The sequence below is a fragment of the Allopusillimonas soli genome (genome assembly GCF_004153445.1).
Classification (GTDB): Bacteria; Pseudomonadota; Gammaproteobacteria; order Burkholderiales; family Burkholderiaceae_B; genus Allopusillimonas; species Allopusillimonas soli.
This window is the reverse complement of record NZ_SDQC01000002.1, coordinates 45911-59586: the sequence shown is the minus strand read 5'-3', so window position 1 is coordinate 59586 and position 13676 is coordinate 45911. Positions and strand designations below refer to the sequence as shown.

Sequence of the window (13676 nt, the reverse complement as noted above, 5' to 3'; positions counted from 1 at the left end):
CGCCGCACTTTTCATTTTCTGACATGCAAAAACAGCGTCGGAAATGTGCGCTTTGATACAATTCAACCCTCAATGCGCATGTAAAAAAAGGGCAGGATAATGGCTACGGGCGCGTACGTTCTTTGCCCCAGAACGTATTAAGTAGATTGCGCCAGGAAAAGAAGCAAAAAAGGGAAACATGGGAAAAAAAGTAGCCGTGATCGGGCTGTCCTTCCGCCTGCCGGATACGGACGCCCGACGTTACTGGCCTGATCTTCTGCAAGGCCGGGATCTAGTCACACAAGTCGACTCGCGTCGTTTCGATGTCGATGCCTTTCTGCATCCAAGCAAGTCACATCCCGGCACATCATATACATTTGCCGCCGGCTCCATTGGCGACGTGTCGCTGTTCGATCCCGAGTTTTTTGGCATTTCCCCGCGCGAAGCCAGTTACATGGACCCCCAGCAGCGCCTGCTGCTGCAATTGACGTGGGAAGCCATGGAGCACGCCGGCATCCCTCCCGCCCAGCTGCGCGGCAGTGATTGTGCGGTGTACGTGGGCATCTCCAGCAATGAATATTCCTATCGCATGGCCGACGATATGGGCGTGGTGGACTCGTCCATGGCCACAGGAAACACGGCCAGCATTGCCGCCAACCGAATTTCCTATGTATTCGATTTGCGCGGGCCCAGCATGTCGGTGGATACGGCGTGCTCGTCCTCGCTGGTGGCCTTTCACCAGGCCTGTCAGTCCATACGCTGCGGCGAATCGGGCCTGGCGATTGCGGGGGGCATCAATCTGCATCTGCACCCCTATGGCTTCATTGGCTTTTCCAAGGCATCCATGCTGTCGCCACGCGGGCGCTGCCGGGTATTCGACGCCAGCGGCGATGGCTATGTGCGATCGGAAGGCGGCGGGCTCTTCCTGCTGAAGGATTACGAGCAGGCCTTGGCTGATGGCGACCACATTCTGGCGGTGGTGGCGGGCTCTGGCGTGAACACGGATGGCCGCAAGACCGGCCTGACGGTGCCACGGTGCACGGCCCAGGCTGAGCTGATACGCCACACCATGGCCCAGGCCGGGCTTACCGCTGACGATGTAGACTACCTGGAAGCGCACGGCACCGGCACGGCGGTGGGAGACCCCATAGAGTCCCGCGCAATTGGCATGGCGCTTGGCCAGGAGCGCAAGCATGGCGCGCTGCCCATAGGCTCGGTGAAGAGCAATATGGGGCATCTGGAAACGGGCTCTGGCGTGGCGGGCCTGGTCAAGGCCATCTACAGCCTGCGTACCCGCACTGTGCCTGCAACCATCGGGGTGGAAACACCCAACCCGAATATCAAGCTGGATGAATGGAATATCCGCCTGGTTACCGAGAACATGGCGCTGCCCGCACAGGGGCGGCTGACCATAGGGGTGAACTCCTTCGGCTTTGGCGGCTCGAACGCCCACGTCATCGTCCAAACGCCTGAAGACGAGGATGGCGAGGCAGCCGACAGCGCCTTGCCCTCGCGGGAATTGGGCAATGTTGTGCCGCTGTCGGTATTCCCCGGCGCTGCGCCGGCTTCAGATGCGCCAACGCCGGCGGGCTTTCCGCTGCTGCTGTCGGCCCGCTCGGCCCAGAGCCTGAAAGACAATGCGGCGGCGCTGGCCGCGCACATGCGCGCGCACCCCGACGAATCGCTGTACGACACGGCCTACCATGCGGCGTTCCGGCGCGAATGGCTGGACCAGCGCGCCGTGGTCTTTGCGCATGACAAGACAAAGGCGGCGGATGCGCTGGAGGCCTTTGCCGCAGCCCCGGGCGATGAAACCGCGGACGTCATCACCGAGGACGCCCTGCCCGCCGCCAATGGCCCGGTATTTGTGTATTCGGGTAATGGCTCGCAGTGGGAAGGCATGGGTCAACGCTTGATGGGAGACCCTGTGTTTGCGCAGGCCATCAACGAGGTCGACGCGTTGTTTTCCCAATACGCCGGTTATTCGCTGCGGGAAGAGCTGGTGGTTGCCTGCGCGCCCGAGCGCTTTGCGCACACAGATGCCGCGCAACCCGCTCTCTTTGCCTTGCAGGTCGGCATGACACATATGCTACGCGCATATGGCGTGACGCCGGTGGCGGTAATAGGCCACAGCGTCGGCGAAGTAGCCGCGGCCTGGGCCAGTGGCGCCCTGTCGCTGGAGCAAGCCACGCGTGTTATTTATGAGCGCAGCCGCTGGCAGGAAACCACGCGCGGCCAGGGTCAGATGACAGCCGTGGCGCTGGGCGCCGCCGAGACGGCGGAGATATTGGCCGAATTGGAAGCCAATGATCGCGTTGCGCTGGCGGGCGACAACAGCCCCAAGGGCTGCACGCTGGCGGGTAATGCTGACAGTCTGGACGCGGTGGAAGCACGGCTGCAGGCGCGCAATGTGCGCTTCAAGCGGCTGGGCCTGGACTACGCTTTCCACAGCGCGGCCATGGATGGTTTCCAGAGCGATCTACTGGCGTCGCTGCAAGGTCTTGTGCCGGCGCCAGCAGAAATACCTATGTACTCCACCGTTGTGGGCGGGTGCATCAACGGCGAAATGCTGGACGCTGATTATTGGTGGAAGAATATCCGCCAGCCTGTATTGTTCAACGGCGCACTGACTACGCTGGTAGAGGAAGGCCGCAATCTTTTTGTGGAAATCGGCCCGCACGCCGTGCTGACCGGGTATGTACGCGAGGTGCTGCGCGGCCATGAAAGCCAGGGCCGCGTACTGGATCTGGCGCGCCGGGACGACGACGATCCGCAACGGGTGCGCAAGTCCGCCAGCCGTATGTTGCTGGCGGGCGGTCCGGAAAGCTGGGAACCCTTCTTTCCGCGCGTGGGCCGCTTTGTTGATCTGCCCACCTATGCGTGGCGGCAAGAGAGCTACTGGCATCCAGTCACGCCCGAGTCGCGCGGCCTGCTGGCTCGCCACAAGGTGCATGATCTGCTGGGCTACCCCGTGGCGCAGCAGGCCTGCCTATGGGAAAACGAGCTGGACACGCTGCGCTACCCCAATCTGGGCGATCACGCGCTGGACGGCGCAGTGGTCATGCCGGGCTCGGGGTATGCGGAGATGGTGCTGGCGTGCGCCCTGCAGGCCTACCCCGATGATCTGGCCGAGATCGAGGAAATGGATATCCTCGCGCCCCTGATATTGGGGGCGGAAAGCGCCAAACGCATCCGCACTCACCTGGAAGAAGAAGGTGGCCGGGTCACCATTCAAAGCAAACCGCTGGGTGCGGACCAGGCATGGACGCCGCATGCTACGGCCCGCGTGCTGCAGGAACCCACTGGCTTGTTTCTTGATGACGGCCCGCTGGCCATCCCAGACCGGGAAGCCGATGACGATGCCGCCGGCCATCTATCGCTGACCGCCGAGGCGGGACTGACCTACGGGCCCGCCTTCCAGGTGGTCAGCAAGGTATGGTATGAGGACGCCGACACGGTACTGGGCGAACTGGCCCCGCCTGAAAGCATCCAGGATGAATTGACGCGCATGCATCTGCATCCGGCGTTGCTGGACGGCGGCTTTCAGCTCGTTACACATGTCATCAAGGATGATCCCTATGCCACGCGGCGCAATGCTTTTGTGCCCGTGAAGATAGAGCGCCTGGTGCTGCGCAGAGACTTGGGTGTGCCGCGCTACATACGGGTCAATATGCGCGCGCGGGGCCCTCGCTCGCTGCGGGCGGATTTCAGTGTGTACGATGCACAGGGCATGCAGATCGCCGCGCTGCATGGGGTGCGCTTCCGATCGGTAGCGTTGCAAAAGCAAGGCGGCATACGGCTGGATTATCTGGATTATGTGCCGACACCCCGGCCATTGGCCGGCGCGCTTGGCGTTGGTACCGACGCGGGCGCCCTGGACGCGATGGGATTGGAGCAAGGGTTGCAGGCCTTTATGGCGTCGTTGTCAGCAGACGCTGCCACATCGCGCTTCATACAGGAAGTGGACCCTTTGCTGGACAGCCTGGCCGCCAGTTTTGCCGCCGACGGCACCGACGAGGCCGGCGACGAACCGAGCCCACAGGACATATGGAACGCCCTGCTTCGCGATTATCCAGAATATGCACTGGCGATCTTTGCCATTGGGCGCGCAGGCCTGCATGGGACCGCTCTGCAGCGCGGCGAGCTGACCGCATCGGCAGTAAAGCCGCGCGAGCTGACGCCTTCCGCGCTGCTGCGATTGGTTTTTGGTGGCGCCGCCCGTGTGCAACTGACCGCCGAACTCGCCGCACAGATTTCGCAGGCCCAGGCGGGGCTGAAACCAGGCCGGCGCCTGCGCGTCATGGAAATTGCCTGCGGCGAACCTCTGCTGGCTGCCGACTGCTGCGCCCGCATCGACCCCGGCGTCACAGATTACGCCTATGCCTGCCCTGATGCCGACATGCTGGAAAGCGTGGTCTGGCTTCGCGATCAGCATCCCGATATTGATCTGATCCATATTGATGCCACCGCGCCGGGCGCGGAAAACGCGGCAGTATCCGGCCAGCGGGATCTCATACTGATTTGGGGGGATTTTTCGTCGCAAGCGCAGGCCGATGCCGTGCTGCGCCATGCGCGTGCCAACCTGGCGCCCGGCGGCCTGCTGCTGCTGTGCGGGGCCCACCGGCCCGACTGGTGCGCTGCCTCGCTGGCCGGCGATACTATCGCCGCCACGGGTTGCTTTGGCTATGCAAACCCCGAGGCCTGGCAAACGGCGATACGCTCGCATGGCCTGACGGCTGGCTCTGCGCTGGTTTGCAGCAGCGATACGCCATCCGGCCCCTTCCTATTGTTGGCGCGAGCGGATGCGCTTGCCGCTGAAAATGACGATGCGCAGACAGCGGAGCAAGTCTTGGACCCTGCTGCGGTTACTGCAAAGGAGGCGGCGGCCAATGCCGCTGTGCCTTCCGAGGCCTCGAAGCAGGACGGTACGGCCAATTGGTTTTTGCTGGCGGATGCAGAGGGTTGCAGTGCCTCACTGGCCCAGGCGCTGCAACTGCGCTTGGTCAAGCAGAATGCCCGCATAAGCGACGCCGCATCGGCGGAAGAACTGGCCGCCCTGCTCTCCAGCGATCGGCGAGATGCTGCCCGGCCCACGCATATTGTGCTGCTTGCCGGCCTGGGCTTGGGCAAAGCGGACGCCACCGTGGATTGGCAGACGCGCCGTTGTGCACTGGCTGCGTCGGTGGTACAAGCGTGCGAGCATGCGGATGTGAAAGCGACCTTGTGGGTGATTGCATCCCAGGGTAGCGCGTGGTTCATGCCGTTGGCCGAAGGCGGCAATGCACCCGCTCTCGATGCGGCGGCGCAAGAATCGGCGCTGGGCGACGCGGCGCTGTGGGGCTATGCCCGCAGCCTGATGAACGAGCCTGGTCATTGCACGGTGCGTGCCATAGACCTGCCCGCACTGGATGCTGCCAACGCCGAGTCCCTGGCTGACGAGTTGGTCCTGGAGTTTCTGCAGCCGGATGCCGAGCAGGAGGTTGTACTGTCTGCGACAGGCGCCCGCATGGCGCCGCGCCTGCGTATGTTGCCTGCGCCTCGCCCGGCGGGCGACGATGGCGTGGCGGCCACGACTGAACCCGAGGCCATACAGCTGGGTTTCGAATTCTCGGGCCAGTTGCGCAATCTGCGCTGGGAAGCCGTGCCCCTGCGTGATCCCGTGGGCGACGAGATGGAAATCGAAGTGCTGGCCACGGGCCTGAACTTCCGGGATGTCATGTACACCATGGGCATGCTGTCGGACGAAGCGGTGGAAAACGGCTTTGCCGGGCCGTCGCTGGGCCTGGAGTTCGCAGGCAGGGTTCTGCGTGTGGGGCCAGAAGCGGGCCTTTTCAGGCCAGGGGACAATGTCGTGGGCTTTGGGCCGCACAGTTTTGCCACGCGCATGCTGACGCAATCGAGCGCGGTGTCGCTGATGCCCGACAACATGAGCTTTGAAGCCGCCGCCACGGTGCCCAGCGTGTTCTTCACGGTGTATTACGCCATGCAACACCTGGCGCGCCTGGAAGCGGGCGAACGGGTACTGATTCATGGCGCAGCCGGCGGTGTGGGCATTGCGGCGATTCAACTTGCCCAGCATCTGGGTGCGGAAATCCATGCAACGGCGGGGTCGGACGAGAAGCGCGACTTCCTGCGCCTGTTGGGCGTTACGCATATCTATGATTCGCGGTCACTGTCGTTTGCGGACGAGATTCTACAGGCCACGGGCGGCGAAGGCGTGGACGTGGTACTGAACTCGTTGGCCGGAGAAGCCATAAACCGCAATCTGCGCGTGCTCAAGCCCTTTGGACGCTTCCTGGAACTGGGCAAGCGCGACTTCTATCAGAACACCCATGTGGGATTGCGCCCTTTCCGCAACAACATCAGCTATTTCGGCATAGACGCCGATCAATTGATGCGTATCAAGCCGGATCTGACGCGGCGCCTGTTCCGCGAAGTGATGGACTTGTTCGAGCAAGGCGTACTGGCTCCCCTGCCTTACCGAACATTCGATGCCAACGAGGTGGAAGACGCCTTCCGCTACATGCAGCAAGCGCGACAGATCGGCAAGATCGTCGTGAACTACCGGCACGCAATACGCGATGTGTTCCGGCCGGCAGCCGCCGACACGGCAGCCTTGTCTCTGCCGGCCGATGCCAGCTATCTGGTGACGGGCGGCCTGGGTGGTTTTGGACTGCGGACAGCGCAATGGCTGGTGGATAAGGGCGCGCGACACTTGATTCTGTTGAGCCGGCGTGGCCCGACCACGGACGAGGCGTGCCACGCTATAGAGGCGCTGCGGGCGCGCGATGTGGAGGTGTATGCCACCGCCTGCGACGTGACGGATCGTGCGGCACTCGCGCAGGTACTGGAACAAGCGGGCACGGCAATGCCGCCGCTGAAAGGCGTGGTGCATGCCGCGACCGTCATAGACGACGGCCTGGCGCGCCAAATGGATGCGGACCAGATCCGGCGTGTACTGGCGCCAAAGATTCTGGGCGCGCTGCACCTGGACCGCCTTACGCGCGACCTGGCCCTGGATTTCTTCGTGCTGTATTCGTCGGCCACCACGGTTTTCGGCAACCCCGGCCAAAGCAATTACGTGGCTGCCAACGCCTGGCTGGAAGCGCTGGCGGGATACCGGCGCACATTGGATCTGCCGGCGATATGCGTGCGCTGGGGCGCCATCGATGATGTGGGTTTTCTGGCACGCAACGAGAAGGTCAAGGAAGCGCTGCAGAACCGCATGGGCGGCAGCGCCCTGCCCTCGTCCCTGGCACTGAAGGCGCTGGAAGCGATATTGCTGGCCGATGCCTCGGGGCTTGCCGTGATGGAAATGGACTGGAAGCCGATTCAACGCTTCATGCCCGCCGCAGGCTCGCCGAAGTTCAGCGATGTGGCACGCCGCGCGGCGGACACGCAGGACGACGACGGCGGCGAGCATTTCGCGCATCTGATGGAAACGCTGGATGACGAAACGCTCGATGAGCATGTGCAGGATCTGATCAAGGGCGAACTGGCGAACATTCTGCGCCTGCCTGCGGCACGTATCGATGCGCACAAATCGGTATACGACATGGGTCTGGATTCGCTGCTGGGTGTGGAGCTGATGCTGGCCCTGGAAAGCCGCTTCGGCGTGCGCCTGCCCGTGATGACACTGGGCGAAACGCCAACTGTGGCGGGGCTGTCGGGTAAACTGATCGCGATGCTGCGCGGCGAAACGACGCAGGAAGACGCTGGTTTACAGCAACAGGTGGCGCATCTGACTTCTCAGCACGTGGTGGATGTGAGCGCCGACGATATCAAGGCATTTACCGAGGACATGGCATCTCGCCAGGCGGGTGCGAGCAAAGCGGTTTAGGACGTATGGCAATACATTCGCCGAAAGGTGGCGGGCTGACAGCCCAACTGAAGCAGAAGCTGATACAGCAGGCGCTGGAGCGCAAGCTCAAGCGGGCAGGCGCGGACGAGGTGATGCAGCCTGCAGGCAGGGCCTCGGGCGCCGCATCTGGCGCAGCAGGTTCTCCCGCCGTACCCGACGGCGCGCCCATCCCGGAAGCGTTTTATCGTTTCGACATGATGCCTGCCTATCAGCAGCTGCAGATCATGTCGAAAGGCGCCGAGCATCTGGGCATTCCCAGCCCTTATTTCAAGGTGCATGAAGGCATCAGCGGCGACGAGGCGCGCATAGGCGACCGCGATTACATCAATTACGCAAGTTACGATTATCTGGGCATGTCGCGCGACCCCGTGGTGATGTCGGCGGCCAAGGACGCAATCGATCGCTATGGGACGTCTGTGTCCGCGAGCCGCATTCTGGCCGGCGAACGCCCGATACACCAGGAATTGGAACAAGCGATGGCGCAGGTGTACGACTGCGAGGACGCGGTCACTTTCGTAAGCGGGCACGCCACGAATGTATCGACCATCGGACAGCTGTTCGGGCCGCGCGATTTGGTGCTGCATGACGAGTTGGTGCATAACAGCGTAGTGGTAGGCATACAGCTGTCGGGCGCACACCGGGTGCCTTTTGCACACAACGACTGGCAGGCGGTGGATGAATTGCTGGTGCGTCAGCGCCGTCAGTTCGAGCGCGTGCTGATCGTGCTGGAAGGCCTGTATGGCATGGACGGGGATATTCCTGATCTGCCGCGCTTTGTGGAGGTAAAGAACCGGCACAAGGCTTTTCTGATGGTGGATGAGGCGCATTCGTTCGGTGTGCTGGGTGAACGCGGCTATGGCCTGCGCGAGCATTTCGGAATGCGTGGCAGCGATGTGGATATCTGGATGGGCACATTCAGTAAGGCCATGGCAGGCTGCGGCGGCTATATCGCGGGTGAAAAGGCCATGGTGGAGCATCTGCGGTATCTTGCGCCGGGCTTTCTTTACAGCGTGGGAATGGCTCCCTCATTGACCGCCGGCTCTCTGGCGGCACTGCGCTGCATGCAGGCCGAGCCGCAGCGCGTGGCCCAGTTGCAGGCGCGCGGGCAATATTTTCTGCGGGAAGCGCAAGCTGCGGGATTGGATACAGGTACCAGTATCGGGATGTCGGTGATTCCGGTGATTGTGGGCGCTTCGGTTACGGCGGCAAAGCTGTCGGCGGCTTTGTTCAAGGAAGGGATCAATGCAATGCCGATTTTGTATCCGGCTGTGCCGGAGAAGTCGGCGCGGCTCAGGTTTTTTATGAGCTGTTTGCATACGACAGAGCAGATTGATGCGACGGTGGGGGCATTGAGGCGGCTGGTTGGGTAACGGGCTGGCTTTCTTCTGGTGCGCGATGTTCGAGGGCCAAGTTTGCGTTCTTCTGGACGGCAGCACGGCCCGGGGCAGTTCGCGCTTCAATCGCGCGGTCGCCGTTGGCGACTTCCCGGCCATGCCGACTGAATTGGCGGGACATGCGCGAACTCGCCCTTTGCGCGCCTATCGGCACGCACGGAGCTCAAACAGCGCGCATTCTTCGCCCGCCAATTCAGCCGCCCTGCCCGGCGCGCTCAAAGTCGCTCGAACTGCCCCGGGCCGTGCTGCCTTGCAGTAGAGTTTGATCGCGTATTTGTGGTGAGCCGGATCGGAATAAGGATTCAGACTCCATACATCCACACTATAAACGCCGGCCTTCCGCTTCGGATTCCCGCTCGCGCGTCATATCGTGCAGTACCAGGGCCAACTGATACTGCAAGCGCAGCTGGGAATTGAGAATCTCTCGGCGCGTTAATGCATAGATCTGTGATATTCGATAACGTACTGTATTGTGATGAATGTGCAGGGCTCGCGCCGTCTCTCGATAGCTACCATTGCGATCCAGGAATGCGCGCAGCGTAGCCACAAGCCTGGCATTGCGGCGGCGGTCATACGCCATTAGCGGACCCAGCCATTCTTCGACGAATCGGCCCACGTCATTCTGTATGGACGGATGCGAGAGCAGCCGGTAAAGCCCAGTTTCGTCATGAAGTTTTATCTGGCATTTGCGTCCCGATTTCAGGCTGTGATTCAACGCATACTCTGCCTGTTCAAACGCCCTATCCAAGTGAATAATCGCGTTAGGCTGACTGATCCCCGCATTCCAGTCTGGAAAGGCCTGAACCTCCGATACCTGGGCGATATAACGCTCAATACAGGCAACACCACCATCGATTTGAAAGCCCGCCGCATCCGTGTCCGGTATGAGCAGAAGAAAGCGCGCGCCGTCCATGCTGCTGACCAGGACATCCTCAATATTCGGCTTGTCGTGGAACAGGCTGGTCGCCGCGCGTAGCGCGTGTTCATCAAGATTATGGAACTTGATAACGGCGGCAAGATAGCGGTCGTGTAGCGGCACGCCTTTTTCTCGGCCTCGCGTGATGTGCGCCTTTCGTGCGGCCGCCGACAGATTGGCATCAACAAGCGTCTGCACAAATTCATTGTTTTTTTCACGCGCGATGCTGATGCTGGCCCGGCGCTGCAACAAGCTCATTGAAATAGCGTCCCGCGCATGCACGAGACATTGGAGCGCAGTAGGGTCAGCCTGTTCTTCCGTTTCCATGGCACCAATATAGGCGTGCGGATTTGTTCCTTGATCAAACCCCATATAGACAACGCTTAACCCGTCGTCGCGCTTGCGCATCACGCCTGGATAATTAGCCAAATGCTCTGCGGGCACCGCAGCACTGCGCAAAAGTTGCTGCACCTTGTCGGCCGACGTGGTGTCTTGCGGTAGCAGCAGAGTGTGTGCATCGCCCGGGCTGATCAGAAAGACTGGCATGTTCAATAGAGAACGCAACAGCGCCATCAGCCGCTCCAGGCCCGCACCGGAGAATAGCTGCCGAGTGAATTGATTACGTATTTCCTCGGAGCGGATCAGGTGCTGAACGTCGTTATCAAGCACCAATGCGAGAATGGGACTGATAATCTGAATCCAAGCAATGTGGTCAGGAACCCTAATAATGGGAAAAGCCAGCTCGTCAGCCTTGGCGATCATGGCCGGTGGCAACGCGGTCATATAGCGATGCAGCTTGACTCCCAATCCGGCCACATTTCGCGCCACCAATTCCTCGACTAGCGTCTGCAAGCCACTACGCCGCTTAATAAGAGGAAAAGTGGAAGTCAAGGCCAGCTCATTGCCCTGCAGCCACAAAGATGCGTCGGGCGCGTCAAGCACAGTCACCGACTTGATATTCCGGCCCAAGCCATCGCGTCCGGCAATCACATCCGAGCCTTGCATCACATCCATGCCCAGAACGTCTTCCACCGTAAACCACATCTTCTGTCTCCCCCGAGATTTGAGTGCGTGTTTTCACTAGTATTGTAGGCACAAAAATGAAATCTATTTTTTGGATGTTTGGTTAATATCCGCTGCCAGTTGCCATACCTATAATCGATTGCAAGGGGGAGGTTGAATATCATGTCTTCATTGCATTCGGAGTTCACCCAGCTTGAGCTGGAAACAGAAGAAGCCGTCCAATTCCTGCAAGAAGCCGTGCGTATCAACACGGTCAGCAAGACTGGGGACGAAGCTTTGCTGGCACGCATGCTTGCGACGCGCCTGGAGCAGGAAGGCATCGGCTGTGCCCTACATGCATTGGACGATAAACGCGTCAACCTGCTCGCAACACTGCGCAGTGGCCGGCCAGGACCTACTGTCGTATTAAGCGGACACATGGATACGGTGCCCGAAGGCAGTATCACCTGGCTGCATGGGCCTTTTGACGCAACCATCGAAAGCGGAAAAATGTATGGGCGCGGCACCGTCGACATGAAGAGCGGCCTGCTTGCATTGATGTATGCGCTCATTCGCTTTGCCAGGCGCGCCCCGGACAGTTGGTCAGGTGAACTGATATTCGTAGCCACATCATCCGAAGAAACGGGTGCCGAGGGCGCAAAAGCGTTGCTGGAACAGCAGCTATTGCCCGAGTTCGATGCGATGATTATCGGCGAACCTACCGACCGGCGGTTGGTAATCGCGCACAAAGGAGCCTTCTGGACACGCGTCTGTAGTTGTGGGAAAGCCTCTCATTCTTCCATGCCCCACATCGGCATTAATGCCATAGACAAGCTGTATTCCTTCTATGCTCGGCTGCCCGAAGTCGACATATCCAGCAGTCCTCATGCCTTGCTGTCGCCGGCAACCATGGCAGTAACCCAGATACATGGCGGTAAGCAGGCAAATGTTGTGCCGGATCAGTGTGCCATGACGCTGGACATGCGCACGCTGCCCGGACAGAAACACAAGGACCTGGCTCGCCAGATGCGGGAGTTGGCAAACAATGTCATGCAGGCCGACAACGATAGCCATTTTCGATTCGAGACGCTGCTTGATATTCCCGCCATGTCGACGGATCCCGCCGCCGACATTGTATCGGTGGCCCAGGGTGTCTTGCGACAGGCAGGAATGTCTGACGGTGACGCACGCCCGCGAGGCGCCCAGTACTTCACAGACGCATCCGTCCTTCAGGCGCAGGGCAGAAACATTATCATCCTGGGCCCGGGCGATCCCGGATTGGCTCACCAGGTCAATGAACACGTAGCAGTCGATGACTATATTTCGGCCATCGACATTTACGACCAAATCCTCACAAAGTACCTGGCGTACGAGGATAGTGGCCGCTAAAGATGGAAGGCGGCTGAATGAGACTGGCAACCCATAACAACCCGATAGTCTTCAATAAACTGGAGGAGTACCCATGCTTGGAAAGCGCATTTCAAAGTATTTACCCGCTGTCGCCGCTGCCGGCCTTTTGAGCACGACCTGTTTATATGGTCTCAACGTACAGGCCAAAACCACACTGAAGGTTGGGCACATTTCAGCCGTCGAGCATCCCTGGCATCAAGCCCTGGTGGGCATGGCCGAGGATGTCAAAAAAGCGACCAACGGCGAAATCGTTATGCAGATATACCCTAGCTCGCAGCTTGGGGGTGAGCGCGAAATGGCCCAGGGTCTGGGCCTGGGGGTGCTGGAGATGGGATTGTTCGGCACTGGCGCACTGCAGGCCCTGGACAAGAGGATGATTATTGAAGAGCTGCCTTATGCATGGCCAAAGCGCGAAAATGCCTACCGTGCACTCGATGGCAAGCTTGGCGATGCATTGGCCAAGGTACTCGAAGGACATGGCATCACGACGCTAAGCTGGTGGGAAAGCGGCTACCGTCACATCACCAATTCAGTTCGGCCCATAGAAAAGCCTGAAGACCTCAAAGGCATCAAGCTAAGGGTGCCCGAAGCTGAAATGCGCATAGACACTTTCAAGATTCTGGGAGCGCTGCCTACACCAATGGCCTTCTCTGAAGTGTTTACCGCTTTGCAACAGAAAGTCGTGGACGGTCAAGAAAATCCATTGGCAACCATTTATGCCTCGAAATTCTATGAAGTGCAGGACAACCTGGCCTTGACAGGTCATATCTGGGGCTCAGCAGTACTGACAATCGCCACCAAGACATGGAACAAGCTTTCCGAAGCTAATCAAAAAATAATCATGGATGCTGCTGAAAAATGGAAACTCAAGGAACGCGAGATGATCGCCAAGAGCGACGATGAAGCGCTAGCGAAGATGAAAGAAGCAGGTATCAAGGTCACCACGCCGGATCCCACGCCATTCAAGGAGGCGGTGCAGCCTGTTTGGGACAAATACGAGAACACCTTTGGCTCGGATCTTATGGGCCTGGTGCGAAAGTATTCAGACTCGTAGTCAGCCGAGCAAGTGCGCCGCAGGCCGGCGCACGTGTCTTTCCGCCGTTGAACGAAGGAA

At 60.1% G+C, this 13676-nt stretch carries 5 protein-coding genes; 4 read left to right on the top strand and 1 reads right to left on the bottom strand.

Annotated features, from left to right (window positions below):
* The first annotated feature begins 178 nt into the window (after positions 1-178).
* A complete protein-coding gene (locus ERD78_RS06075) occupies positions 179-7819 on the top strand; it encodes a type I polyketide synthase (protein ID WP_129968413.1) in 7641 nt (2546 codons plus the stop codon).
* A gap of 5 nt (positions 7820-7824) precedes the next feature.
* Complete coding sequence (locus ERD78_RS06070) at positions 7825-9210, top strand: aminotransferase class I/II-fold pyridoxal phosphate-dependent enzyme (protein ID WP_129968412.1); 1386 nt, start codon at positions 7825-7827, stop codon at positions 9208-9210.
* Between the two features lie 346 nt (positions 9211-9556).
* Here ERD78_RS06070 and ERD78_RS06065 read toward each other — a convergent pair whose 3' ends face one another.
* Complete coding sequence (locus tag ERD78_RS06065; RefSeq protein WP_257216508.1) at positions 9557-11164, bottom strand: PucR family transcriptional regulator; 1608 nt, start codon at positions 11162-11164, stop codon at positions 9557-9559.
* 171 nt (positions 11165-11335) lie between these two features.
* On the opposite strand from ERD78_RS06065, the gene ERD78_RS06060 reads away from it, so the two are divergent.
* Positions 11336-12541, top strand: coding sequence for a M20 family metallopeptidase (locus ERD78_RS06060; protein ID WP_129968410.1), 1206 nt, complete (start codon positions 11336-11338; stop codon positions 12539-12541).
* Positions 12542-12614: 73 nt separating this feature from the next.
* Positions 12615-13616: a TRAP transporter substrate-binding protein gene (locus ERD78_RS06055; RefSeq protein ID WP_129968409.1), complete on the top strand. Its 1002-nt coding sequence runs from the start codon at positions 12615-12617 to the stop codon at positions 13614-13616.
* Positions 13617-13676: the final 60 nt, after the last annotated feature.

Coding starts and splice junctions, on each gene's coding strand:
- ERD78_RS06075 (WP_129968413.1), top strand. CDS start 179: ATGGGAAAAAAAGTAGCCGTGATCGGGCTGTCCTTCCGCCTGCCGGAT.
- ERD78_RS06070 (WP_129968412.1), top strand. CDS start 7,825: ATGGCAATACATTCGCCGAAAGGTGGCGGGCTGACAGCCCAACTGAAG.
- ERD78_RS06065 (WP_257216508.1), bottom strand. CDS start 11,164: ATGGATGTGATGCAAGGCTCGGATGTGATTGCCGGACGCGATGGCTTG.
- ERD78_RS06060 (WP_129968410.1), top strand. CDS start 11,336: ATGTCTTCATTGCATTCGGAGTTCACCCAGCTTGAGCTGGAAACAGAA.
- ERD78_RS06055 (WP_129968409.1), top strand. CDS start 12,615: ATGCTTGGAAAGCGCATTTCAAAGTATTTACCCGCTGTCGCCGCTGCC.